The sequence below is a fragment of the Vibrio sp. Y176 genome (assembly GCF_033438945.1).
Genome location: NZ_JAWOQS010000003.1, coordinates 506805 through 530998, shown reverse-complemented (window position 1 = coordinate 530998; position 24194 = coordinate 506805). Strand labels below are relative to the sequence as shown.

General features: G+C 45.0%; 26 protein-coding genes. 19 read left to right on the top strand and 7 right to left on the bottom strand.

The genetic code is table 11. The features are described from left to right. Positions 1 to 17: 17 nt before the first annotated feature. The 7 genes from R7O13_RS10765 to R7O13_RS10735 all read right to left on the bottom strand — a co-directional run bounded on the left by R7O13_RS10765 (position 18) and on the right by R7O13_RS10735 (position 6660). Positions 18 to 170 carry a hypothetical protein gene (locus R7O13_RS10765; RefSeq protein ID WP_318303821.1) on the bottom strand — a complete coding sequence of 51 codons (153 nt, stop codon included), beginning with the start codon at positions 168 to 170 and terminating at the stop codon, positions 18 to 20. Between the two features lie 227 nt (positions 171 to 397). Continuing rightward, positions 398 to 1366 (bottom strand): alpha-L-glutamate ligase-like protein, encoded by a 969-nt coding sequence (locus R7O13_RS10760; protein ID WP_005378387.1) that lies wholly within the window; start codon positions 1364 to 1366, stop codon positions 398 to 400. A gap of 3 nt (positions 1367 to 1369) precedes the next feature. Further along, positions 1370 to 2875 carry an inactive transglutaminase family protein gene (locus R7O13_RS10755; RefSeq protein WP_005378389.1) on the bottom strand — a complete coding sequence of 502 codons (1506 nt, stop codon included), beginning with the start codon at positions 2873 to 2875 and terminating at the stop codon, positions 1370 to 1372. Positions 2876 to 2886: 11 nt separating this feature from the next. Continuing rightward, positions 2887 to 3633 carry an ATP-dependent zinc protease gene (locus tag R7O13_RS10750; protein WP_005378391.1) on the bottom strand — a complete coding sequence of 249 codons (747 nt, stop codon included), beginning with the start codon at positions 3631 to 3633 and terminating at the stop codon, positions 2887 to 2889. Between the two features lie 276 nt (positions 3634 to 3909). Then, positions 3910 to 4881 (bottom strand): tRNA 5-methoxyuridine(34)/uridine 5-oxyacetic acid(34) synthase CmoB, encoded by a 972-nt coding sequence (gene cmoB, locus R7O13_RS10745; protein WP_005387902.1) that lies wholly within the window; start codon positions 4879 to 4881, stop codon positions 3910 to 3912. 81 nt (positions 4882 to 4962) lie between these two features. After that, positions 4963 to 5700 carry a carboxy-S-adenosyl-L-methionine synthase CmoA gene (cmoA, locus tag R7O13_RS10740; RefSeq protein ID WP_017635063.1) on the bottom strand — a complete coding sequence of 246 codons (738 nt, stop codon included), beginning with the start codon at positions 5698 to 5700 and terminating at the stop codon, positions 4963 to 4965. Positions 5701 to 5793: 93 nt separating this feature from the next. Further along, positions 5794 to 6660, bottom strand: a complete 867-nt coding sequence (locus R7O13_RS10735; protein WP_054576382.1) for a DUF72 domain-containing protein — start codon at positions 6658 to 6660, stop codon at positions 5794 to 5796. 273 nt (positions 6661 to 6933) lie between these two features. Between R7O13_RS10735 and aspS the strand changes: the two genes are divergently transcribed. The 19 genes from aspS to R7O13_RS10640 all read left to right on the top strand — a co-directional run bounded on the left by aspS (position 6934) and on the right by R7O13_RS10640 (position 24190). Next, complete coding sequence (gene aspS, locus R7O13_RS10730; RefSeq protein ID WP_054576383.1) at positions 6934 to 8712, top strand: aspartate--tRNA ligase; 1779 nt, start codon at positions 6934 to 6936, stop codon at positions 8710 to 8712. A gap of 143 nt (positions 8713 to 8855) precedes the next feature. After that, the gene (locus R7O13_RS10725) at positions 8856 to 9602 is read left to right on the top strand and encodes a YebC/PmpR family DNA-binding transcriptional regulator (protein ID WP_005378402.1); all 747 of its coding nucleotides are present in this window, start codon (positions 8856 to 8858) and stop codon (positions 9600 to 9602) included. 92 nt (positions 9603 to 9694) lie between these two features. Beyond that, positions 9695 to 10216 (top strand): crossover junction endodeoxyribonuclease RuvC, encoded by a 522-nt coding sequence (gene ruvC / locus R7O13_RS10720; RefSeq protein ID WP_005387909.1) that lies wholly within the window; start codon positions 9695 to 9697, stop codon positions 10214 to 10216. 67 nt (positions 10217 to 10283) lie between these two features. Then, positions 10284 to 10895 (top strand): Holliday junction branch migration protein RuvA, encoded by a 612-nt coding sequence (ruvA, locus tag R7O13_RS10715; protein WP_005378313.1) that lies wholly within the window; start codon positions 10284 to 10286, stop codon positions 10893 to 10895. A 286-nt stretch (positions 10896 to 11181) separates the two neighbouring features. After that, positions 11182 to 12186, top strand: a complete 1005-nt coding sequence (gene ruvB, locus R7O13_RS10710; protein ID WP_005378312.1) for a Holliday junction branch migration DNA helicase RuvB — start codon at positions 11182 to 11184, stop codon at positions 12184 to 12186. 461 nt (positions 12187 to 12647) lie between these two features. Next, complete coding sequence (cydA, locus tag R7O13_RS10705; protein WP_005378311.1) at positions 12648 to 14234, top strand: cytochrome ubiquinol oxidase subunit I; 1587 nt, start codon at positions 12648 to 12650, stop codon at positions 14232 to 14234. 17 nt (positions 14235 to 14251) lie between these two features. Continuing rightward, entirely contained in the window at positions 14252 to 15388 is a 1137-nt protein-coding gene (gene cydB, locus R7O13_RS10700) for a cytochrome d ubiquinol oxidase subunit II (protein WP_318303819.1), read from the top strand. A 12-nt stretch (positions 15389 to 15400) separates the two neighbouring features. Continuing rightward, entirely contained in the window at positions 15401 to 15508 is a 108-nt protein-coding gene (gene cydX, locus R7O13_RS10695; RefSeq protein ID WP_000270284.1) for a cytochrome bd-I oxidase subunit CydX, read from the top strand. Next, a complete protein-coding gene (ybgE, locus tag R7O13_RS10690; protein ID WP_005378304.1) occupies positions 15501 to 15803 on the top strand; it encodes a cyd operon protein YbgE in 303 nt (100 codons plus the stop codon). The genes cydX and ybgE overlap by 8 nt, the downstream gene beginning before the upstream one ends. A 172-nt stretch (positions 15804 to 15975) precedes the next feature. Beyond that, positions 15976 to 16395, top strand: a complete 420-nt coding sequence (gene ybgC, locus R7O13_RS10685; RefSeq protein ID WP_017820044.1) for a tol-pal system-associated acyl-CoA thioesterase — start codon at positions 15976 to 15978, stop codon at positions 16393 to 16395. After that, a complete protein-coding gene (tolQ, locus tag R7O13_RS10680) occupies positions 16385 to 17083 on the top strand; it encodes a protein TolQ (RefSeq protein ID WP_005378301.1) in 699 nt (232 codons plus the stop codon). The genes ybgC and tolQ overlap by 11 nt, the downstream gene beginning before the upstream one ends. Positions 17084 to 17086: 3 nt before the next feature. Further along, positions 17087 to 17530 (top strand): ExbD/TolR family protein, encoded by a 444-nt coding sequence (locus R7O13_RS10675; protein ID WP_005378298.1) that lies wholly within the window; start codon positions 17087 to 17089, stop codon positions 17528 to 17530. Between the two features lie 13 nt (positions 17531 to 17543). Next, complete coding sequence (gene tolA, locus R7O13_RS10670; RefSeq protein ID WP_042522108.1) at positions 17544 to 18611, top strand: cell envelope integrity protein TolA; 1068 nt, start codon at positions 17544 to 17546, stop codon at positions 18609 to 18611. Between the two features lie 12 nt (positions 18612 to 18623). Then, positions 18624 to 19976 carry a Tol-Pal system beta propeller repeat protein TolB gene (tolB, locus tag R7O13_RS10665; RefSeq protein WP_005387925.1) on the top strand — a complete coding sequence of 451 codons (1353 nt, stop codon included), beginning with the start codon at positions 18624 to 18626 and terminating at the stop codon, positions 19974 to 19976. A gap of 30 nt (positions 19977 to 20006) precedes the next feature. Then, on the top strand, positions 20007 to 20531 hold the full coding sequence (pal, locus tag R7O13_RS10660) for a peptidoglycan-associated lipoprotein Pal (RefSeq protein ID WP_005378293.1): 525 nt from the start codon (positions 20007 to 20009) through the stop codon (positions 20529 to 20531). A gap of 15 nt (positions 20532 to 20546) precedes the next feature. After that, positions 20547 to 21299: a tol-pal system protein YbgF gene (gene ybgF / locus R7O13_RS10655; RefSeq protein WP_005378285.1), complete on the top strand. Its 753-nt coding sequence runs from the start codon at positions 20547 to 20549 to the stop codon at positions 21297 to 21299. A gap of 251 nt (positions 21300 to 21550) precedes the next feature. Next, the gene (gene nadA / locus R7O13_RS10650) at positions 21551 to 22612 is read left to right on the top strand and encodes a quinolinate synthase NadA (protein WP_064367997.1); all 1062 of its coding nucleotides are present in this window, start codon (positions 21551 to 21553) and stop codon (positions 22610 to 22612) included. A 118-nt stretch (positions 22613 to 22730) separates the two neighbouring features. Then, entirely contained in the window at positions 22731 to 23774 is a 1044-nt protein-coding gene (locus R7O13_RS10645) for a potassium channel protein (RefSeq protein WP_017635053.1), read from the top strand. Continuing rightward, the gene (locus tag R7O13_RS10640; RefSeq protein ID WP_005378281.1) at positions 23774 to 24190 is read left to right on the top strand and encodes a DUF350 domain-containing protein; all 417 of its coding nucleotides are present in this window, start codon (positions 23774 to 23776) and stop codon (positions 24188 to 24190) included. The genes R7O13_RS10645 and R7O13_RS10640 overlap by 1 nt, the downstream gene beginning before the upstream one ends. The last annotated feature ends 4 nt before the right edge of the window (positions 24191 to 24194 follow it).

Below are 24194 nucleotides of genomic sequence, written 5' to 3'. Positions count from 1 at the left end.
TAATGAGGAAGCGACGTTTATTCCTCTGGAATATCGTCCCTGACTTCGATCATTTCAGCAAGCTGTTCAAGTGCTTGGACAGAAAGCTCAGACAAGCGCTGTAGGTGTTGGTCTAAGCTCTCTTGTTCTTCAAGCTCTGGTTCATCATTATTTGTTTCTTTTATTAGCATTTCCCAACCTCTCAAGTTGAGTAAGGGGAGCTCTCATCATACTCAAAAGGCAAAGTAGAACAGAAACGATCTATGTTGATTTTGTTAGCTCGATCATTGATTCAACTTATATATGAGAAGGATGTGTTTAATAAGGAGAGCAAGTGCAAGGTTTTTGGATGCGGGAACAAAAACGCCAGTAATCATGACAATTACTGGCGAGTAATAACGAACATTATGTCGGAGGGTTAGAACAACGGCTTCACACCGAACTGCTCTGCCGCGTAAGCGACGCGTTCAATCGGTTTTGGATACTCAGCAGGTGTGCCAAGGCTCTCTATGTGTTTCAAACGAGGAAGCAAGCCTGCACCATTAGCGATTTGGATTGCCAGACCAGGGCGAGCGTTAAGCTCTAAAACCATAGGTCCTTCATCTTTATCCAGCACCATATCCGTACCCATGTATCCCAAACCTGTCATTTCCCAGGCACTTGACGCAAGCTCCAGCAAGCGCTCCCAATGCGGTACTTGAAGGGTCGAAAGGTCTTTACCTGTATCAGGGTGATGAGTCACTGGATGATCGAACTGCACCGCTCTGACGGCTTTACCTGTCGCGATGTCAATGCCTACTCCTACCGCACCTTGGTGAAGGTTTGCTTTGCCGTCGGAAGCCGCTGTAGAGCAGCGCATCATCGCCATAACTGGATAACCTTTAAATACGATGATCCGAACATCTGGTACGCCTTCATAACTGAAGCCATCAAAACAGTCATCAAACTTGATTAAGTTTTCAACCACAGCAACGTCATTTTTACCACCAAGAGAGAAAAGGCCAGCAAGCGCATTACTAATGTGACGCTCGACCTCATCCCTACCAATTGTAGAGCCGGAGGGTTTGGTATATACCCCGTTTTTATGAGACGTAACAACCAGAATGCCTTTACCGCCACTACCTTGTGCAGGTTTGATTACAAAACCAGGCCAGTTCTCAACCATTTTGTGGATAGTCTTAACTTCAGCTTGGTTATGAATGACACCGATCAGGGCAGGAACTGTTGCTCCTGCTGCCTGTGCAATAATTTTGGTCTTTAGCTTGTCATCGACAAGTGGGTATTTAGAACGATCATTGTAACGGCCAATATAGCTGTGGTTACGCTTGTTCATCCCCATAATGCCTTTATGGCGAAGCTTAGACGGCGAAGTAAAACTTTCGAACATCGTTTAGTCCTCCGCTAGTGGTTTGAAGCGTCGTAGCTCAGTGAGGCGGTAACCTGTGTAAGTACCTAGTAATAGAATACCGGCCAGAACAATCAACTGTAGACCAATGAAGTTAAAGGTTAAGTGTTGAATGTATGAGTTCGTCATTGCAAGGTAAACTAATACCGCTGTCAGCAATGAACCACCACCTTGCAGAGCAACTTCCTTCGCACCTTCTTCTTCCCATAGGATTGACATACGTTCAATCGTCCAAGACAAGATGATCATAGGGAAGAAGGTAATTGTTAGGCCTTCCGTTAAGCCCATCTTAAATGCAACAACGGTGAACACCGAGATGATCATGATAACGGTAATAATGACCGCAGATATCCTTGCTACCAGCAATAAGTTCAACCTAGACAAATAGCTTCGAATAATCAGGCCTGTACCTACAATTAGCAAGAAACCGACAATACCAGTTAATAGTTGAGTTTGAACAAAAGCAACGGCAATCAACACCGGCATGAAGGTACCGGATGTTTTCAGGCCGATAATCACACGCAAGAACACAACGATCAGAGCACCAATAGGGATGAGCATGATGGTTTTGAACATCGCTTGCTCTTCCAAAGGTAAGCTATGAATTGAAATATTCAGTAATCCATCTGCTTCTATTTTGTTGTTTGTAGCTTGTTGTGGTGTCATTTCTTGCTTAATCATCGAGAAATGCACTTGGCTATTTTTACCACCAACAAGGTCAAGTAAGGATACGTTTGATTCATCCCACACTAACAAGTTGGGTTTCACTGCTTTTTGTTCGGATTTTGGTGAAAACAGTACCCAATCTTTACCTGACCAAACCTGAACCATTGGTTGAATTGTTTGGCGTCGACGACCATCCTCTAGTTCGATAACACCGACGGTTTTGCTCTGTATACCTGCGGTAAGCAAAATATTATGCAGTGCATCAGTACGGCTGAAATCGTTCAGTAGTAGCGACGAGTTTTGGCTATCTGGGTCATTAAGCGCTTTGATAAGCTCACGAGTAAACGTCACATTATCGGCTGAGCGACTCATCGCACGTTCGATAAGGGCATTTGCCGCTGCTGCTTGTGGTGCTGATAGCGTTGGTGGCGTAATGTCTTCCGTTGGCGGTAAAGGAGTGACTTTAGCCTGAGGGTCTACTAAGAACTGGGCTTTGTAGTATATGGTTTGTGGCCCTTGAGCTTGGCGAATTGACCATTCTGCACGACGGCCTGAATCGTCATTGATGTAGGAAACGCCATAACCTGATGAGGAAGCAGATTCACCAATAAGTGTGTAACCACTTTGCGTATGCGGTGCTGCAAGTGACGCTTTTACTTCGTTGCCGTTAGCATTGAACTCAATACGAGCTTCTACATCCCACACCTGGCGAGTTTCGCCTGGCGTCCAAGGCACGCCGTAGTTTTCATGCCTGAAAACACTCAGAGCAATGCCCGCAATCACCAATAAGATGATAGAAAGGTAAAACGGTATTTTTGACGTCATAATCTACCTTATTATTTTTTATCTTCGTCCGTTTGGATATAGGTACGACTTACATCGACAAGTGCTATGTCGCGCATAAATTCTCTACCCAGTAAAATAGGATGGTTCATATGTGAGCGATCTGCCAACGTAAATTGCGCTTTTTCATGAATTTTTCCAACGCGCACCCAAAGTTCTACCACAGCGCGGCGTTCTAACTCTTCACTGGTAACCTGGCGGATTTTGACGTAGCGAATGACAGGTGCTTCGATCCAAGTACTTTTCTCTTCTTCGGATTTACTGGTGTCTGCTAAGTGGAATCGGACCCATTTTTTGCCATTTCTTTCGAACTCTTCAATATCAACGGCATTTAAAGACGACGTCGCAGCACCAGTGTCGATACGTGCATCAAAAGTTTGCTTAATCGACTCTACCGTGACCTTTTCGATAGAGCCAAGGACAATATCGTGAGTTGGGGTTGGTTCCACAGGAGCGGGAGATTGGACAATAATCGGCTCTTTCGGTTTTTTTACTTCTGCCATTGCTTCATCGCGAAATGTAAGAAGTTCAACCTGTAGTTTATCGACTTGTTCTTCAAGGCTGTCGATATAGTCCGATTGGTTGCTGAGCTGTAGCTCTAGGTTGGTAATGCGATTATTGACATTCGCTTCTGAATTTTGAATCGCCGCTAACGTTTCTTGGTGGTACTGTTCGCCTTTGGTTAGTGAGCATCCAGATAGTAAGGCGATGGCAACAATCGGGGTCAATCGTAATAACATTGAAAACCTTGGGATTGGATTAAGTTGTTTATTTTTTAGGAGTTTAGCTTATATCGATAAAGCCTCACAAGTAAGAATGTTTCTCTATTACTTATTGTTTGAGGAATAGTGATGAAAAGCCAAAAATCAAGGACATAAAAGCGCATCCTTATTTAGAGCGTGCTTATATTTTGACGTGAAAAATGGATTCAAAAAACAAACTCGCTCATTACGAGGAAAGAGGGTAATGTCTTAACTCGTAAAATGAGTTAAGACAATGTCAGGAATCTCAGCGAATTATGATTTGCGAGCGACAAGAACCGCGCGGCGAGGGGCAGGGTAGCCTTCTACAGTCTTGCTTGGGTCGTTCGGATCTAAGTAGTCAGGTAGAGAGTTATGCGTCATCCAATCTGTGGTACGTTGTTCATCTACGGATGTGATGTTTTCATCAACGATACGAACATCTTCAAAACCGACCAATTCTAACCACACTTTTAGGGCTTTTGCTGAAGGGAAGAAATAGACATTACGCATTTGCGCGTAACGAGAAGTCGGGACCAATACTGCATTCTCATCACCTTCAATCACGAGTGTTTCCAATACGAGTTCACCACCAGATACCAATTGATCTTTTAGTTGCACTAAATGATCGAGAGGCGAGCGGCGATGGTAAAGCACGCCCATGCTGAATACCGTATCGAACGCTTCTAACTTAGGTAGTTGTTCAATGCCCAATGGCAGTAGGTGTGCACGTTGGTCATCGCCCATTAGTTTACGAATTGCTTCGAACTGAATCAGGAACAGGTGAGATGGATCGATACCGACAGTTAAGCGTGCACCTTCGCCTAGCATGCGCCACATGTGGTAGCCGTTACCACAACCTACATCGAGTACGCTGCGATTCTTTAATGGTGAAATATGCGGAAGCACGCGGTCCCATTTCCAATCACTGCGCCACTCAGTATCAATATGGATGCCGTGTACGTGGTATGGGCCTTTGCGCCAAGGATGGAATGTACGAAGTAAGCTTTCTAGCTTTTTAAGTTCCCCTTGAGGCATCGGCTCATTGTTTGAAATCGTGACAGAATCAACAATGTCGATGTTGTCCGGTCTACCCGCTGGGATTTTGTTCAGGGCTTTCAACCAGCGACCAAAGTCACCGTGCTCTGCATTTTGCCAATCCGTTAGCTGTTGTGGAAGCACATTAAGCCAAGGTTGAAGACGGGTGTCTTGGGCAATCAATTGGTAGAAATTTGCAAAGTTAAACATAGTTAGTTAATCGCTGAGTTGATGGGTATAAATTATTAACAAAAGCCGAAATCGGTATGGTTCAGGCTTTGTATGCATGGTCTATTTAATCGCGAACATGGAGCCGAAGTTAAAGCATTGGAACCAAACATCGTAGCTAGAAAAGCCAATTTTAGCGAAACGCTCTTTATGCTCTTTCTTTGAATCTGGGCGCATTACATTTTCTATCGCGCTGCGCTTTTGGCTGATTTCTAGTTCGCTATAACCATTCGCACGTTTAAAGTCGTGGTGAAGGTCAATTAATAGTTCGTTCGACACTTCATCTTCGAAGACGAATTTCTCAGATAGAATCAAAATGCCGCCCGGACGAAGGCCAGCGTAAATTTTTTCGAGCAAGGAGTAACGATCTTCTGGAGAGAGGAATTGCAAAGTGAAGTTCAACACCACCACTGACGCGTTTTCAATTTCGATATTGCGAATGTCTGCTTCTACTACATCCACAGGAGTGTCACTGCGGTAAGCGTTGACGTGAAGTTTACAACGCTCAACCATCGCAGGAGAGTTGTCCACTGCGATGATTTGGCAACCTTCTTGTTTGATATGGCGACGCATAGACAATGTTGCAGCACCCAAAGAACAGCCAAGGTCATAGATGTTTGAGTGAGGTTTTACAAAACGCTCTGCCAGCATACCGATTGCAGAAATGATATTGCTGTAACCCGGTACCGATCGTTGAATCATGTCAGGAAATACTTCCGCTACGCGTTCATCGAACGTGAAATCCCCAATTTTATCGATTGGAGCCGAAAAAATAGTATCTGGATTGCTCTTAGGGTTCATAACTAAGTCTCTGCATACAAGCCGCCTGAAAATGTCAGGCACCAAAAAAGGCGCGTATTTTATGGGAATTTCGCGCCTCTGTCATGTGTTGCGTTAGAACATCTGTAACTGCGAGTTGCCATCGTCAGCAGGGAAAGGTGCTAACTCAGGGAGCGTGATACGCTTTTGTATGTCTTTATATAGGTTTGCGGCCAACTCTGGCGCAATTATATTGTCTGCGGTATGGATCATGACATATGGCTGTTTACCTTCGGCAATCCATTGTGGCAACTTGTTGAGCCATGGTTTAAAAAACTCGTAATTTTGCTGTTCTTCTGGATGACCAATAAAGCGAATCAAAGGGTGTGAAGCGGTAGCAATGGCGTGAACAGGTACTCGTGGTTTTTTCATTTGTGCATCAATAATCGCCTCATTGTCGGGCTTAGCGGCAAAGACTGGGCGGCTATCCATAATAATGCGGTCAATATTATTCTCTACTAACCATTGGTTAAGTGCTCGCTCTTCTTCGCCTTTGGAGAAAAATGCCATATGGCGAACCTCAACACCGAGAGGGAAGTTAGGTGGAAAGCTCGCACAGAACTTTTTCAGCCGATCAAGGTGCTCAGGACCAAATGCGGCTGGCAATTGAATTGTCCATTGGCCCACACGGTAATGCAAAGGCTCCATGACTTTCATGAAGTCTCTCAGTTGTTCGCTGCAACCTCTTAGCATTTGCTCATGAGTGATGGCTTTAGGAAGTTTGAAAGTAAAGCGAAAATCATCGTGGGTTGCGGCTCTCCAGTTTTGCACTGTATTGAGCGTCGGTGTGGCATAAAATGTCGTGTTGCCTTCCACGGTATGAAACACTTGCGCATACCTTTCTAAACGTTCAGCGGGCTTTGTCCCGCTGCCGTAAAAACTTTGTTGCCATTGATTGTGCGACCACATCGTCAATCCAAGTCGAAGAGGTAAGTTATCCATTATTCTTTACTGCTTGCTACTCGTGTGAATACTTTACGAGAGTTTTGCTGAAATAGGTAATTTCACGCTATAATCTTCCCCAATTTTTTCGCTTTGGTGCGCTTTTGAACATTTGTTGTACTAAAAAGCACCAGTGAATGATAAAACACACGTAATTGTATGTTGAGTAGTCGATTTTCGTGGACATTCAGCGTATAACTGAATCTTTACTCTGCTTAGCAATGAGGCTGACAGAGCGTAGTTAACAACATTTGAGAGATTGGGAATTTCATTATGCGTACCCATTACTGTGGTCACCTGAACAAGTCCCTTGCAGGACAAACTGTAGAACTTTGCGGCTGGGTTAACCGTCGTCGTGATTTAGGCGGTCTTATTTTTATTGATATGCGAGATCGCGAAGGTATCGTTCAGGTAGTTGTTGATCCAGATATGGCGGATGCGTATGAAGTGGCGAACACACTTCGTAATGAATTCTGTATCAAACTAACGGGTGAAGTGCGCGTTCGCCCAGAGAGCCAAGCAAACAAAGACATGGCAACAGGTGAAGTCGAGATCCTTGCGAAAGGTCTTGAAATCATCAACCGTTCTGATGTTCTGCCTCTAGACTTCAACCAAAAGAACTCTGAAGAGCAGCGCCTGAAGTATCGTTACCTAGATCTACGTCGTCCAGAAATGAGCGACCGCATCAAGCTACGTGCTAAAGCGTCTAGCTTTGTTCGTCGTTTCCTAGATGACAACGGCTTCCTAGACATCGAAACACCAGTACTAACAAAAGCGACACCAGAAGGCGCTCGTGACTACCTAGTACCTAGCCGTGTTCACAAAGGCAGCTTCTACGCGCTTCCTCAGTCTCCACAGCTATTCAAACAGCTTCTAATGATGTCTGGTTTTGACCGTTACTACCAAATCGTTAAGTGTTTCCGTGATGAAGACTTGCGTGCTGACCGTCAACCAGAATTCACTCAGATCGATATCGAAACGTCATTCATGACGGCTGACCAAGTTCGTGCAACGACTGAGAAAATGGTTCGTGAAATGTGGCAAGAGCTACTAAACGTTGACCTAGGTGAATTCCCAGTAATGCCGTTCAGCGAAGCGATTCGTCGTTTCGGTTCTGACAAGCCAGACCTACGTAACCCACTGGAACTAGTAGACGTTGCTGACCTAGTGAAAGACGTTGAGTTCAAAGTATTCTCAGGTCCAGCAAACGACGAAAAAGGCCGCGTTGCCGTTATTCGCGTTCCAGGTGGCGCTTCTCTGACTCGTAAGCAAATTGATGGCTACGGTGAATTCGTTGGCATCTACGGTGCGAAAGGTCTAGCTTGGATGAAGGTTAATGACCGTGCAGCGGGCATGGAAGGTATCCAATCTCCAGTCGCTAAGTTCCTAAATGAAGACGTGATCAACGGCATTCTAGATCGTACTCAAGCGGAATCTGGTGACATTATCCTATTTGGCGCTGATAAAGCGGGTATCGTTGCAGAAGCAATGGGTGCGCTACGTTTGAAACTAGGTAAAGACCTAGAGCTAACGGATGAGTCTGCATGGGCTCCACTATGGGTTGTTGACTTCCCAATGTTCGAAGAAGATGACGAAGGTAACCTACACGCGATGCACCACCCATTCACATCGCCTCTAGGTGTGACTGCAGAAGAGCTAAAAGCAAACCCAGCTGCGGCAAATTCTAACGCTTACGATATGGTTCTAAATGGCTACGAAGTGGGCGGCGGCTCTGTTCGTATCCACAACGCAGATATGCAAGAAGCCGTATTTGATATTCTAGGTATCACACCTGAAGAGCAACAGCTTAAGTTCGGCTTCCTGCTTGATGCGCTGAAATTCGGTACGCCTCCACATGCTGGTCTTGCATTTGGTCTAGACCGTCTAGTAATGCTGCTATGTGGCACAGAGAACATCCGTGATGTTATCGCGTTCCCTAAAACAACAGCAGCGGCGTGTCTACTAACAGACGCACCAAGTATTGCGAACCCAGCAGCGCTAGAAGAGCTAGCAATCTCAGTAACTGCAGCGAAAGAAAAAGACGCAGAATAAGCGCACAACATTTTAAGAAAACTCCCGCAACTGCGGGAGTTTTTGTTTAAATAAACCCAAGAAACTTCCAAAGCAATTTCCCAAGCAACGCTTTTTAGAACATGTTTTGTTATTAAGCGTCAAAATACATTAAAAGGTGAATTATGGCTGGTCATAGTAAATGGGCGAATATTCGTCACCGTAAAGCAGCGCAAGATGCGAAGCGCGGCAAAATCTTTACTAAATTAATCCGTGAAATCGTTGTTGCGGCAAAAGAGGGGGGCGGTGAGCCAGAAAATAACCCACGTTTGCGAGCAGCAATTGATAAAGCACTGTCTAACAACATGACACGTGACACTGTCAACCGCGCTGTCAGCCGAGGTGCTGGTGGTGAAGGCGACGACAACATGGAAACCGTGATCTATGAAGGTTATGGTCCAGGTGGTACGGCGGTCATGGTCGAATGTATGACGGATAACCGAAATCGTACGGTATCTGGCGTACGCCATGCATTCTCAAAGTCAGGCGGCAATCTGGGGACGGATGGTAGCGTCAACTATCTTTTCGACAAGAAAGGCGTGATTTCATATGGCCCAGGTTTAGATGAGGATGCGGTAATGGAAGTAGCATTAGAAAGTGGTGCTGATGACATTGAAACGGCAGAAGATGGCTCGATTGATGTCTACACGGCCCCAGGCGACTTTGGACTCGTAAAAGATGCTCTTGATGCCGCAGGGTTTGAGGCAGAGAACGCTGAGGTGTCGCTGATCCCATCTACGAAAGCAGATTTGGACGCGGATACTGCGCCAAAACTACTTCGTTTGATTGACGCTTTGGAAGATCTGGACGACGTTCAAGAGGTTTATCACAATGGTGATATCTCTGACGACGTTGCGGCTACGCTAGATTAAACTCAAGGTGTCGGGAGCGGTATTTGCTCCGAAGTTAGCAAGTAATAATAAAAAGACTGAGGCCGAATTAGGCCTCATTTTTAGGAACATTCATGTCAATTATTTTGGGCATTGACCCAGGTTCGCGCATTACCGGCTATGGGGTCATTCGTCAAAATGGACGCCACTTGCAATACCTTGGTAGTGGCTGCATTCGTACTTCAGAAAAAGAACTTCCGGGTCGGCTTAAACAGATTTATGCAGGCGTCACGGAAATCATTACCCAGTTTCAACCGGACGTTTTCGCGATCGAGCAAGTGTTTATGGCCAAAAACGCGGATTCAGCGCTAAAACTTGGCCAAGCTCGTGGCAGTGCAATTGTTGCTGCGGTGAATGCGGAGTTGCCGGTATTTGAATACGCGGCTCGTCTTATTAAGCAAGCTGTCGTCGGCACTGGTGGCGCGGACAAAGCGCAAGTTCAGCATATGGTTCAGCAGATGCTTAAATTGCCCGCCAAGCCTCAAGCGGATGCAGCCGATGCTTTAGGTGTGGCGATTTGTCATGCCAATACTAACAAGACTCTCGTTGCGTTAGCGGGCAAAGCAACCAGTGCCAGAAAAGGGCGCTACCGTTAAAATTAACTGGATGTCTATCCAGTTCTTTATTATCCTGTCGCAAATTCATTTCCAAAGAGTATTTATAGTGATTGGACGTCTTCGTGGCATACTGATTGAAAAACAACCACCTGAAGTATTAATTGAAGTTAATGGCATTGGTTATGAAGTCCAGATGCCAATGAGCTGTTTTTACGAACTGCCAAATGTTGGCGAAGAAGCCATTATTTATACTCACTTTGTTGTCCGTGAGGATGCGCAATTGCTATACGGTTTCAACACAGTAAAAGAACGAGCACTTTTCCGTGAAGTGATCAAAGCCAATGGCGTTGGTCCTAAACTCGGTCTTGGTATTCTCTCTGGTATGACAGCAACGCAATTTGTTACTTGTGTGGAACATGAAGACGTTTCTACGCTGGTTAAGCTTCCAGGCGTTGGCAAGAAAACCGCAGAGCGATTGGTTGTTGAAATGAAAGACCGCTTGAAAGGGTGGGGCGCTGGCGATCTATTTACGCCATTTACGGATGCTGCTCCTGCGGATTCTGGTGCAACATCCAACAACGCAGAAGAAGAGGCAATCAGTGCTCTTCTAGCTCTAGGTTACAAGCCGACTCAAGCGTCGAAAGTGGTATCTCAGATCGCTAAACCGGACATGAGCAGTGAGCAAATGATCCGTGAAGCTCTAAAATCAATGGTGTAACGCTGGTTGCACAGTGAACATTTGTTCAAGATAACTCATTCTCTAAGGTTAATGCCAATCGCTTAACGATGTTTTTTGTGTCATTCCAGCGAGCCTGGCGAGACTGGGAATCTAATAGCAGCACGCTGAGCGGTTAATGAAACAATTTGACCATAAATCGCTCGGATAGAAGATCCTGTATCACGCTCCTTCGTCGCTGTACAGGATGACGAGATATAGAAATATGCCACTTGCTGTTAAACGAGCGGCATTATTCTCTCAGGTAACCATTTTTCAAGGTAAAAAGATGATTGAAGCCGATCGTTTAATCGCGCCAGAAAACCCTGCCTTTCGTGATGAAGATGTCATTGATCGTGCTATTCGGCCAAAAAAATTAGCGGATTACCAAGGTCAGGACCATGTCCGTGACCAAATGGAGATCTTCATTAAAGCTGCTCAGTTACGTAGCGAAGCACTTGATCACCTTTTGATTTTTGGTCCCCCAGGTTTGGGTAAAACCACACTTGCGAATATCGTTGCCAATGAAATGGAAGTGAACATTCGCACTACTTCAGGCCCTGTACTTGAGAAAGCAGGCGATTTGGCCGCGCTGTTAACCAACCTTGAAGAAAACGATGTGTTGTTCATCGATGAGATTCACCGCTTGAGTCCGATGGTTGAAGAGGTGCTATATCCGGCGATGGAAGATTATCAACTGGATATTATGATCGGTGAAGGTCCGGCCGCTCGTTCTATTAAGATCGATTTACCACCGTTTACGTTAATTGGTGCGACGACCCGAGCGGGCTCTTTGACGTCACCATTGCGCGACCGCTTTGGTATTACTCAGCGCCTTGAGTTTTATAAGATAAAAGACCTCCAAGATATCGTGCAGCGAAGCGCGGATTGTTTAGGTTTATCAATGGAACCTGAAGGTGCATTGGAAGTGGCAAGACGTGCGCGTGGCACACCACGTATTGCTAACCGTTTGCTACGCCGTGTTCGTGATTATGCGGAAGTAAAAGGCAATGGTCACATTTGTGCCGATGTTGCCGATAAGGCGTTGAATATGCTTGATGTGGACGCCGAAGGCTTCGATTACATGGACCGTAAGCTACTACTCGCGATTATGGAAAAATTTGGTGGTGGTCCGGTCGGGCTCGACAACATGGCAGCGGCGATAGGTGAAGAAAAGGACACTATTGAAGACGTTCTTGAACCTTATCTTATTCAGCAAGGTTATTTACAACGCACTCCGCGTGGAAGAATCGCGACAGATCGTGCGTATTTGCATTTCGGAATTGAAAAATAAGATTCCCTCGCTGGGCCGTTGTTGCCCAGCGCTTCATTAAAGTTGACCAAACTCACATTTTTTGAATTTTTTCTCATACTGGTTTAGTAAGTAAAAAGCATTGATTGTTAACTCGATGTTTGCTTGCAACTGGTTAATTTCTCTCCTGATTACTCTCTCTTAACATCCGTATCCAATACTGGTTGATCTAGATCAATGTGATGGATTTTTGTGCAAATTCCGCGCATAAACATTGATGTATATCAAAGCGCGTTACGGCTATAAACCTTTTGAAACAATCTGTTTTTACAAGTAATATTAGCCCCAGCTATATTAGCTGATGCTTAACAATTAACTAACCAATGAAGCACATTTTTGCAACAATGAGTTGTGATAATTCAACATTTTTCAAGTGTAAATAACACCTGAATATGGATTGCAATATGTAGAGAGTGTCATTCAGCCGACACATAGGAGTTACCATGATTGACGTAGTTGATCTATCGCGGTTGCAGTTTGCACTGACAGCGATGTATCACTTCCTATTCGTACCATTGACCCTTGGTATGGCCTTCCTTCTGGCCATTATGGAATCGATGTACGTAATGACGAACAAGCAAATCTATAAGGACATGACCAAGTTCTGGGGTAAGCTATTCGGTATTAACTTTGCACTTGGTGTGGCGACAGGCCTTACCATGGAGTTCCAGTTTGGTACGAACTGGTCTTACTACTCCCACTATGTAGGTGATATCTTCGGTGCACCGCTAGCGATCGAAGCACTTGTCGCATTCTTCCTGGAGTCAACTTTTGTTGGTCTATTCTTCTTCGGGTGGGATCGTCTATCTAAACGCCAACACTTAGCGGTTACCTGGCTTGTGGCACTAGGCTCTAACTTCTCTGCTCTTTGGATTCTTATCGCAAACGGCTGGATGCAAAACCCAGTAGGCGCAGATTTCAACTTCGAAACCATGCGAATGGAAATGGTGAGCTTCTCTGAGGTTGTACTAAACCCAGTTGCTCAGGTTAAGTTCGTGCATACGGTTGCTTCTGGTTACACTTGTGGCGCAATGTTTATTCTAGGCATCAGTTCATACTACCTATTAAAAGGTCGTGACATTGCGTTTGCTCGTCGTTCATTTGCTATCGCTGCATCTTTCGGTATTGCTGCTATCTTATCTACCATCGTTCTTGGTGACGAATCTGGCTACGAGCTTGGTGAAGTTCAAAAAGTGAAACTCGCTGCAATTGAAGCAGAGTGGCACACTGAACCTGCACCTGCCGCATTTACATTATTTGGTGTTCCTAACCAGGAAACGATGCATACCGATTACGCAATTAAGATCCCTTACGTAATGGGTATTATCGCGACACGTTCTTTTGATGAGCAAGTAACAGGTCTTCGTGATTTACGTGATGAACACGTCGATCGTATTCGTGACGGCATGTACGCTTATGAACTTCTAGAGAAGCTTCGTGCGGGCGATAAGTCAGAAGAAAACATGACTGCGTTTGATGAAGTGAAAGGTGACCTAGGTTACGGTCTACTTCTAAAACGCTACACAGACAATGTTGTTGATGCAACAGAAGAGCAAATCCAAGCTGCTGCGGACGACTCAATCCCAACAGTATGGCCGCTATTCTGGTCATTCCGTATCATGGTTGCTTGTGGCTTCATCATGTTGTTTGTCTTTGGTGCGGCGTTTATCCAAACGTGTCGTCAGAAGATTGAGCAGAAACAATGGATTCTAAAAGCTGCACTATTTAGCATTCCACTACCTTGGATTGCAATTGAAGCGGGTTGGTTCGTCGCTGAGTACGGCCGTCAACCTTGGGCTGTAGGTGAAATTTTACCAGTGCATGTTGCAGCTTCTGCACTAACTGCAGGTGAAATCTGGACTTCACTCTTCGCAATTCTGGCGCTATACACGGTATTCCTGATTGCAGAAGTTTACCTAATGTTGAAATTCGCTCGTAAAGGTCCAAGTAGCCTGAAAACGGGTCGCTACCACTTCGAGCAAAATGCTGACTCTGTTGAAGACAAAGTTAGTCGCCAAGTAGAAGCGTAAGGTAAGGAGATAACAAGATGTTTGATTACGAAATCTTGCGACTCATCTGGTGGATACTAATCGGTGTTCTACTAGTTGGTTTTGCAGTAACAGACGGCTTCGATATGGGTGTAGGCGCGCTTGTACCTATTATCGGTAAAAACGACACGCAACGCCGTGTCATGATTAACTCAATTGCTCCTCACTGGGATGGTAACCAAGTTTGGCTTATCACTGCTGGTGGTGCACTGTTCGCAGCTTGGCCTTTGGTTTACGCAACGTCATTTTCAGGCTTTTACTTAGCGATGATTTTGACACTAGCAGCGCTATGGCTTCGTCCTCTGGGCCTAGACTACCGCTCTAAAATCGAAGATCCAAAATGGCGCAATACCTGGGATATCTGTATCTCAATCAGTGGTTTTGTTCCGCCAATCATCTTTGGTGTGGCGTTTGGTAACCTTCTACAAGGTGTACCGTTCCAATTGAGTGAGTTCTTGATGCCAACATACCATGGCTCATTCTTTGGTCTACTAAACCCATTTGCACTGTTGTGTGGTCTAGTAAGCTTGTTCATGATTTTGATGCAAGGTTCTACTTGGCTACAAATGAAAACAACAGGCGAAGTGCATGTGCGTGCGCGCAACGTTGCTCAGTTGGCTGGTTTACTGACGGTTGCTGCGTTTGTAGCGGCTGGTTTCTGGATCCAAAATATCGATGGCTACGTCATTGTTGGCGGTATCGACACTAACGCTGCTTCTAACCCTCTAAACAAAGAGGTTATCCGTGAAGCTGGTGCGTGGATGAAGAATTTTGAAAACTACCCATTACTATGGGCTGCTCCTGTACTAGGTGTTGCAATGCCGCTTCTCGCTGTATTGGCATCTCGTCTTGAAAAATGTGCGATTTCGTTCATTACTTCAAGCTTGGGTGTTGCTGGTGTTATCTTTACTGCAGGTTTTGCGATGTTCCCATTCATCATGCCTTCAGACTTAATGCCAAGCCACAGCTTAACAATGTGGGATGCAACGTCATCTGAGCTGACTCTGAACCTAATGACAGGCGTTGCGTTTGTTATGGTGCCAATCATCCTTGGTTACACATCTTGGACTTACTACAAGATGTTTGGTCGCCTTGATGACCAGTACATTGAAGACAACAAAAACTCACTTTACTAAGGAGCATTTACTATGTGGTATTTCGCATGGATTCTAGGTGTACTACTTGCTTGTGCATTCGGTATCATCAACGCTCTTTGGCTAGAGCACTCAGAAATGATGGATAAAGACAGTGAGTAACCTCGCTGATAAGGTAGCGAAACTTCACGCACCAATGGATAAGACTCTGCTACGAGTCTTATCTCTCATCCTTGGCTTTATGCACGTAGGATTGGTGATGTGGGACCCTGAAGCTTACCATCAAGCAATTGGTGGTTTTAACTCAATCATCGCACCAGCACTGATTTGGTCTGTATGTTCAAGCATGGTGTATGGGGTGGGCTTCAAGCCAAGAAACTGGTACTGGCAAGTTTTGTTTAGTCCTTATTTCTCGTTAGCTATCTTAATTTATCTAACGGCACTTTATTTCATTTAGGCTGAAATATGCTGTAATAAAGTCGGTTACTAAATCACCGAATAAAAGCTAGGTATCTCGCCTAGCTTTTATTTTTTCTACAAATTTCAAAAATATTTCCTTAGCTCGGTACCAATTGCTGTCGCTTCAGTTATAGTAATTACTTTAAAGAATTGAATATATTGGTACTCCCTTGCAAGGCACATCAAATCTCTTTCACTGGCCGATCACCGTGTACTATGAAGACACTGATGCGGGCGGTGTTGTATATCATTCTAATTATCTAAAATTCTTTGAGCGCGCACGGACAGAGATGTTACGTGCTAAAGGCATTTCTCAACATGTGTTACTGGAACAAAATATCGGCTTTGTTGTCCGACACATGGATATCGATTTCAACCAAGGGGCTAGGCTGGACGAGCATCTGACAGTCGTAACCCGAGTGTCAGAAATAAAACGTGCTTCTCTGCAATTCTGTCAAGAGTTGGTCAATGATCAAGGCAAGATATTGTGCAAGGCCTCGGTTAAGGTAGCATGTATCGATAATAAGAAAATGAAACCAATAGCTATTCCAACCTTTATAAATTCGGAGCTAACAAATAGTGACTGCTGATATTTCCATTTTAGATCTCTTTCTTCAGGCCAGTCTGTTGGTAAAGCTTGTGATGCTGACGTTGCTTGGCATGTCAATTGTGTCATGGGCAATGATCATCAAGCGCAGCAAAGTGCTTTCTCAAGCATCAAAAAATGCAGAGCAGTTTGAAGACAAATTTTGGTCGGGTACTGATCTTTCTCAGCTTTACCAAAAAGTAAAAGCGCGTAAAGACGAAATTGAAGGCACAGAAGAAATCTTCTACGCAGGTTTTACAGAGTTTGCTCGCCTACGTAAGAGCAACGCAAATTCACCAGCTTACATCATGGAAGGCACTGGTCGCGCAATGCGCGTTGCTGTTTCTCGTGAAGTTGATGAGCTAGAAACAAGCTTACCGTTTTTGGCAACAGTCGGTTCTATAAGCCCTTATATCGGCCTATTTGGTACCGTTTGGGGCATCATGCACGCCTTTATTGCGCTGGGTGAAGTAAAGCAAGCTACGCTGTCTATGGTTGCACCGGGTATCGCGGAGGCACTTATCGCGACAGCGATGGGTCTATTTGCGGCTATTCCGGCAGTAATGGCGTACAACCGCCTAAGCAATAAAGTGAGTAAACTAGAGCACACTTACGCAACATTTTCTGAAGAATTCCACAGCATCCTTCATCGTCAAGCGATGGCTGGCCGAGACAGCGCGGATAAGGAATAAAGCATGGCGGGTTATCAACCTAAAAAGCGAAAAATGACAGCGGAGATCAACGTTGTTCCGTATATCGACGTAATGCTCGTACTGTTGATCATTTTTATGGCGACCGCTCCATTTGTGACTCAAGGCGTCGACGTTGATCTTCCGAAAACATCGACCGCAGAATCTATGCAAGACCTTGCTGGCGAGACTGACAGTAGCTTTATTATCATCGAAATTGATAGCGAGGGTAATTTAGGCCTAAGCGTAAATGATGAAGAAGTTCAGCGAGGTTTGTCGTTGCAAGATGTTATTGTGCGAGTGAAAGCGGAGCGAGAGGTTAAGCCGGATTCACCAGTTGCGGTAGGTGGCGACGCGGCAACACCATATGCCGATGTTGTTCTATTGCTAGATGAACTAAGTCGAGCTGGTATCCCTAAGGTAGGTCTAATGACCGATATCAGGGAATAGACATCAATTATCTATGAAAGATCACAAGAAGAAACCCAACCAATACGCCAAACCGATAGCAATATCGGTTGGTTTGCATGCAATTCTAGTTGCAGCCCTGCTTTGGGGGACGGACTTCAACATGTCTAAACCAGAGCCTACAGGGCAAATGGTTCAAGCTGTTGTCATCGATCCAAAACTTGTGCAGCAACAAGCGAAAGAAATTCGCCAGCAACGCGAAAAGGCAGCGAAAAAAGAACAAGAGCGTCTTGATAAACTGAGACGCGAAGCAGAGCAGCTAGAAAAAAACCGCAAAGCTGAAGAAGAGCAAATTCGCAAGTTGAAAGAGCAGCAAGCGAAAGATGCTCAAGCGGCGCGAGAAGCAGAAGCTGCACGTAAGAAAAAAGAGCAAGAGCGCAAGCAGGAAGAAGAACGTGTTCGCAAAGAAAAAGAGCGAGCTGCTAAGCTAGAAAAAGAGCGCAAGGAAAAAGAAGAAGCCGTGCGTAAAGCTGAGCAGGAGCGTTTAGCAAAAGAAGCGGCTATAGCAAAAGCTGAGCAAGAACGTTTGGCTCGTGAAAAAGCAGCAAAAGAAGCGGAAGAAAAAGCACGTCGTGAGCGTGAAGCTGCTGAAAAAGCTGAACAAGAGCGCATTGCAAAAGAGAAAGCGGCAAAAGAGGCAGCGGAGCGAGAGCGTAAAGCGAGAGAAGCAGCTGAGCGTGCCGAGCGTGAGCGTAAAGCTCAAGAAGCCGCGTTAGATGATATTTTTGCGGGTCTCGAGGATGAGGTCAGTAAAAACAGTGCTGCGCGCAATCAATTTATTGACGACGAACTTTCTCGTATGTCATCCATCTATACTCAAAATATTCAGCAAAAGCTGATTAAGGATGACTACTTGCTGGGAAAGGAGTGTAGGGTAAACATCAAATTGATTCCGACAGGAACTGATATGATGGTCTCTGGTGTTACCGTTTTGAGTGGCGATACTCGAGTATGTGCTGCGGCGAAGCGAGCAATAGCTCAGGTAGGGACGTTCCCTAAATCTTCAGAATCAGCGGTCAATGAAAGACTAAAAGACATCAACATAACTGTTGCTTTGGACTAAAAGGAATAAGACGTGATTAGACGCCTTTTACTAGGAATGTTTGTACTGTTTAGCAGTATGACAAATGTGGCGAATGCCGCATTAGAGTTGGTCATTACCGATGGTATTGATTCAGCACGACCAATTGCTGTTGTTCCGTTTAAGTGGGAGGGCACACAAGCGCTTCCAACGGATGTTTCTGCTGTTATCGCCTCGGATTTACAACGTAGTGGTAAATTCAGCCCAGTTCCAACGAGCAAAATGCCACAAACACCGTTCAGTGAATCAGAAGTTAATTTTGATGCTTGGACCAATTTAGGTGTGGATGCGCTATTGACTGGTTCAATCAAGCAAAACGACCAAGGTGACTACGTTATCAACTATCAACTTGTTGATATTGTGCGTGGTCAGTTAACAGGTGGGAAGAGTAAGGCGCTTGGTAGTGACGGTGAATTGGTTCTGTCAAAAGATCATGTGCTGTTCAATAAAGTAGCCACTGTTCAAGGGCCTCGTATGCGTGAGTACGCTCACCGTATCTCTGATTTGGTGTATGAACAGTTAACTGGCGACCGTGGCGCTTTCATGACTCGTATCGCATATGTGGTAGTGAACGATAAAGACCGTTTCCCTTACCAACTTCGAGTCGCTGATTACGATGGCTACAATGAGCGTCTGGTTTTACGTTCTAAGCAACCATTAATGTCACCAGCGTGGTCACCAGATGGTAAAAAGCTTGCGTATGTTAGCTTCCAAAATGGCCAAGCAGAAATCTTCATCATGAACATCTACACCGGTGAACGTGAGAAAATTACTTCATACCCACGTCACAATGGTGCGCCAAGATTTTCGCCAGATGGCAATAAGTTAGCGATTGTTCTTTCTAAAACAGGCTCGCTTCATGTTTATACGTTTGACCTTAACACTCGTAAGCTGACGCAAATTACGCGTGGCAGATCAAATAATACGGAACCGTTCTGGCATCCGGATGGAAAATCGTTGATTTTCACATCGGATAGGGGTGGTAAACCACAGATTTATCAAGTAAATTTGGGCAGCGGTTCTATTGACCGTTTGACTTGGCAAGGCAGCCAAAATTTGGGTGGTCAGATTACTCCTGATGGGCGATTCCTAGTTATGGTGAACCGCAGCAACGCAGGATTTAATTTGGCGAAACAAGATTTGGAAACTGGTGCTCTTCAAGTCTTAACTAAGACCTTGCTTGATGAGTCTCCTAGTATTGCCCCAAACGGTGGCATGGTTGTGTATAGCTCGATTTACAACAAGAAAAACGTACTATCGATGGTGTCAATTGATGGTCGATTCAAAGCTAGATTACCGGCAACAAATGGGCGTGTTCGAGCGCCTGCATGGTCACCGTTTTTGTAGTAATAAGTTTGATTAATAAAGGAAAATAAGATGCAACTGAACAAGGTTCTAAAAGGGCTACTAATCGCGCTTCCTGTAATGGCTGTTACAGCGTGTAGTTCAAGCGACGACGCTGCTTCTAACACTGGTGCAGCAACAAACAACAATGGCGCAGTTGAAACAACAGTAGCTACGCCAATTGATCAAAGCGGTCAGTTGACAGAGCAAGAGCTAAAAGAGCAAGCGCTACGTGAAACTCAAACAATCTACTTTGCTTTTGACAACTCAACAATTGCAGCAGATTACGAAGAGATGCTAGCGGCTCACGCTTCTTACCTAAGCAAGAACCCAGCACTTAACGTAACTATCGAAGGTCACGCTGATGAGCGCGGTACACCTGAGTACAACATTGCTCTAGGTGAGCGTCGTGCACAAGCAGTAGCGAACTACCTACAAGCACTAGGTGTTCAAGCTGACCAAATCTCAATCGTTAGCTACGGTGAAGAGAAGCCACTTCTTCTAGGTCAATCAGATGAAGTTTACGCTAAGAACCGTCGCGCGGTTCTAGTATACTAATTCGAGGTAATCCTCATGTTCAGTAACACTAAGCGCGCTGTTGCGCTTACGTTACTGGCAAGTGCAGCGAACTTTGCGTTCGCTGCACCAGCTCCAGTATCCGATCTCAACAGCACATCATCCGTCTCTAAGAGCCGTTCATCTGAAACGGAAGTAGAGCGTCTAGAACGTTTGCTACAAAATCGCAATCGCGTTCAGCTCCAAATGCAACAGCAAATTGACCAAATGTCACAAGAGATCAGTGAATTGCGTGGTCAATTAGAGCGAAATAGCTACGAAATGAAACAAATGTTGCAACGTCAACGTGAGTTGTTTGTCGAGCTGGATCGTGTTCGTGGAGAGATAAAATCCACACCTGCACAAGAAGCACAACCTGTGAAAACAGGTGGCCAGTACACTCCAAATGTTGATGAGCAAACGGCATATCAGAATGCAGTTGACCTCATTCTCAAAAAGCGTGATTACACTGGTGCAATTGCAGCGTTCCAGCAGTTCCAGAAAGATTATCCTGATTCTACATATTCAGCGAATTCTCACTACTGGTTAGGTCAGTTGTACTTCGCTAAAAAGCAGGATGAGGATGCAGTGAAAAGTTTTGCCGCTGTGGTGTCTTATAAAGACTCCAATAAGCGAGCCGATGCGTTGCTTAAGTTAGGCGAAATCGCTGAGCGTAATAACAATGCAGCTCAAGCGAAAAAGTACTACCAACAAGTGGTTGATGAATACCCAGGTAGTGCATCTGCAAAACTTGCCAGCTCTAAGCTGTAAGACGTTATGTTTTGAAAAGGAAGCTTCGGCTTCCTTTTTCTTTTCCATTTTCTGTTGGTGCAGAACGGCTAAGTCGATAGCAATGATGCAGAGCCTCTGACCTTATGTTGCACCGAATTTCGCTACTCGGAAATGCTACCTGTAACAAAGATATACGGCTAGACCGCTAGAAATCCCCGCGACAAGTTGGTTTTTGAAAATTAACGAGGTTACAATACTCGGATTAAAGGAAGTTGCGTAGAGCAAGAGCAATGAGCCATATATTAGATAAAATCGACACTGTTTACCCATTCCCACCGAAACCAGTTCCATTAAGCGAAGAAGAAAAAGCATCTTACATTGAGCGTATTAAAAAGTTACTCAAAGAAAAAGATGCGGTACTTATCGCGCACTACTATACCGACCCTGAGATTCAAGCCCTAGCAGAAGACACTGGCGGGTTTGTTGGTGACTCGTTGGAAATGGCGAAGTTTGGTAATCGTCACCCTGCAAGTACATTGATTATTGGTGGTGTTCGCTTTATGGGCGAGTCGGCCAAAATTCTGACACCAGAAAAGCGCATTCTAATGCCAACGTTGGAAGCGGAATGTTCGCTCGACCTTGGCTGTCCAGCGGATAAGTTCAGCGAGTTTTGTGATGCTCACCCTGATCATACGGTTGTAGTTTACGCAAATACTTCAGCAGCGGTTAAAGCCCGTGCCGACTGGGTCGTTACATCGAGCATTGCGCTTGAAATCGTGGAACACTTAGACGCTGAAGATAAGCCAATTATTTGGGGACCAGACCGTCACCTAGGATCGTACATCGCTAACAAAACTGGCGCAGATATGCTGCTTTGGCAGGGTGAGTGTGTGGTTCATGATGAGTTCTCTGCTGATGCGTTACGAAAAATGAAGAGCGTATATCCAGATGCGGCTATTTTGGTTCACCCTGAGTCACCAGCAAGCGTCGTAGAACTTGCCGATGCCGTTGGATCAACGAGTCAGCTGATCAAAGCAGCGAAAGAGCTTCCTCACAAACAAATGATCGTTGCGACAGACAAAGGTATTTTCTTTAAAATGCAGCAACTTGTGCCAGAGAAAGAACTTATCGAAGCGCCAACCGCAGGTGCAGGCGCAACATGTCGCAGCTGTGCACACTGTCCTTGGATGGCAATGAACGGTTTGAAAGCAATTGAGAAAGCGCTTAGTGAAGGTGGTGAAGAGCACGAGATTTTTGTTGACGAAGAACTGCGTGTTAAATCCCTTATACCACTTAACCGCATGCTAGATTTTGCTGAGCAGCTAAATATGCAAGTGAAAGGTAATGCTTAAAAAGTAGGCGTAACTGAAAGTAAATCTCAAAAACCAGCCGAATATGGCTGGTTTTTTTGTGTCTTACTATCAATGAGTTACTATTGATGCAATCAATGAATATCGAGGTCATAAATTTATGGCGGTGTGGTTAGTAGTTAAAAAGTGGCTTAGTTCCCACCTTTTTAAATTGAGCAACCGAAGCCTTCTCATCTTTAGTGGCTTATATGTGAGCCTTTCATGGTGGCTGCTGGTTCTCGCTGGTGAAACAGCATTAACAGACAGTTTCGCTAACTTTATCTATTACCTCATGGTTACGGCGAGTACGGTGGGTTATGGCGACCATTCTCCAGTAACAGATTTGGGTAAATGGGTTGTCGTACTATTTGTAATCCCCGGCGGTTTGAGCTTATTCGCCGCATTATTGGGGCGTGTCGCTGGAGCAGCGATGGACTATTGGCGAGCGGGTATTTTAGGAAAACGGAGAGTAAGAGTGGAAAACCATATTGTATTGTTGGGCTGGAATGGATCGAGAACGATGCACCTTATTCGCATGTTACAACATGAAGAAGAGGGAAAGCGTCCGATTGTTTTATGCAGCCGTTCAGAAATAGAGAACCCGTTACCTGGCGAAATCAGTTTTATCAAAGTGACCAGTTATACCGATTCGCAAGAAATGAAAAACGCCAATATTGCCGAAGCCGCTTGCATTATTGTGGATAATCTCTCGGACGACATTACCTTGTCAGCCGCTCTATACTGCGCATCTGTAAACCCTTCCGCTCATTTGGTCGCTTACTTTAAAGATGAAGCGCTAGGCCGACTTCTAAGTCAGCATTGCCCGAAAGCGGAATGCATACCTGCTGTTGGCGCAGAAATGTTGGCAAAAGCGGCGGTTGACCCGGGCTCAAGTGCGCTTCATCAGGAGCTTTTGGCTTCAACACGAGGTATGACGCAATACTCAGTTATTTATCCCGAGGGTCAGTCTGCCACCACTATTGAGAATCTCTTCGTTTTTCTCAAAAGACGCCATCATGCCACGCTGATTGCTTTTGATATTGGCGATGGTATTCAACTCAACCCAGATTTAGATGCTGAAGTACCCGCGAGTACCAAGCTGTTTTACATTGCAGATGAACGTATTGAAGATTTTGCCTGGAAAGAAATGAACAAGGAACAATAATGCACATGATTGCCGGCCTGTTAGCAGGCTTCCCAAACTTTTTACTCTATTTCTCTGTTTCTATTATTTTTGTATTGGCGTTTAAGTTCATCTACGTCAAGTTGACGCCATACGATGAGTGGCATCTGATCAAAGAAAAACAAAATACAGCAGCAGCGATTGCGCTAAGTGGGGCCTTCCTTGGTTATTGTCTCGCGATTTCGGGGGCGGCAAAAAACTCGGTCAATATCGTCGATTTTATGGTGTGGGGCGTTGTTGCAATGCTTGCTCAAATTATCGCATTTGCAATTGTACGCTTTATTTTACTTCCGAAAGTGGCAGAGCGTATCGAAAAAGATGAGCTGCCAGCCGGTATTGTATTAGCCGCAGTTTCTGTTTCGGTTGGCGTATTGAATGCCGCGTGCATGACCTACTAGGAGG

Bases quoted from the DNA above. Each gene is read 5' to 3' on its own strand.
- R7O13_RS10765 (WP_318303821.1), bottom strand. From the start codon at position 170: ATGCTAATAAAAGAAACAAATAATGATGAACCAGAGCTTGAAGAACAA.
- R7O13_RS10760 (WP_005378387.1), bottom strand. From the start codon at position 1,366: ATGTTCGAAAGTTTTACTTCGCCGTCTAAGCTTCGCCATAAAGGCATT.
- R7O13_RS10755 (WP_005378389.1), bottom strand. From the start codon at position 2,875: ATGACGTCAAAAATACCGTTTTACCTTTCTATCATCTTATTGGTGATT.
- R7O13_RS10750 (WP_005378391.1), bottom strand. From the start codon at position 3,633: ATGTTATTACGATTGACCCCGATTGTTGCCATCGCCTTACTATCTGGA.
- cmoB (WP_005387902.1), bottom strand. From the start codon at position 4,881: ATGTTTAACTTTGCAAATTTCTACCAATTGATTGCCCAAGACACCCGT.
- cmoA (WP_017635063.1), bottom strand. From the start codon at position 5,700: ATGAACCCTAAGAGCAATCCAGATACTATTTTTTCGGCTCCAATCGAT.
- R7O13_RS10735 (WP_054576382.1), bottom strand. From the start codon at position 6,660: ATGGATAACTTACCTCTTCGACTTGGATTGACGATGTGGTCGCACAAT.
- aspS (WP_054576383.1), top strand. From the start codon at position 6,934: ATGCGTACCCATTACTGTGGTCACCTGAACAAGTCCCTTGCAGGACAA.
- R7O13_RS10725 (WP_005378402.1), top strand. From the start codon at position 8,856: ATGGCTGGTCATAGTAAATGGGCGAATATTCGTCACCGTAAAGCAGCG.
- ruvC (WP_005387909.1), top strand. From the start codon at position 9,695: ATGTCAATTATTTTGGGCATTGACCCAGGTTCGCGCATTACCGGCTAT.
- ruvB (WP_005378312.1), top strand. From the start codon at position 11,182: ATGATTGAAGCCGATCGTTTAATCGCGCCAGAAAACCCTGCCTTTCGT.
- cydA (WP_005378311.1), top strand. From the start codon at position 12,648: ATGATTGACGTAGTTGATCTATCGCGGTTGCAGTTTGCACTGACAGCG.
- cydB (WP_318303819.1), top strand. From the start codon at position 14,252: ATGTTTGATTACGAAATCTTGCGACTCATCTGGTGGATACTAATCGGT.
- cydX (WP_000270284.1), top strand. From the start codon at position 15,401: ATGTGGTATTTCGCATGGATTCTAGGTGTACTACTTGCTTGTGCATTC.
- R7O13_RS10675 (WP_005378298.1), top strand. From the start codon at position 17,087: ATGGCGGGTTATCAACCTAAAAAGCGAAAAATGACAGCGGAGATCAAC.
- tolA (WP_042522108.1), top strand. From the start codon at position 17,544: ATGAAAGATCACAAGAAGAAACCCAACCAATACGCCAAACCGATAGCA.
- pal (WP_005378293.1), top strand. From the start codon at position 20,007: ATGCAACTGAACAAGGTTCTAAAAGGGCTACTAATCGCGCTTCCTGTA.
- ybgF (WP_005378285.1), top strand. From the start codon at position 20,547: ATGTTCAGTAACACTAAGCGCGCTGTTGCGCTTACGTTACTGGCAAGT.
- nadA (WP_064367997.1), top strand. From the start codon at position 21,551: ATGAGCCATATATTAGATAAAATCGACACTGTTTACCCATTCCCACCG.
- R7O13_RS10645 (WP_017635053.1), top strand. From the start codon at position 22,731: ATGGCGGTGTGGTTAGTAGTTAAAAAGTGGCTTAGTTCCCACCTTTTT.
- R7O13_RS10640 (WP_005378281.1), top strand. From the start codon at position 23,774: ATGCACATGATTGCCGGCCTGTTAGCAGGCTTCCCAAACTTTTTACTC.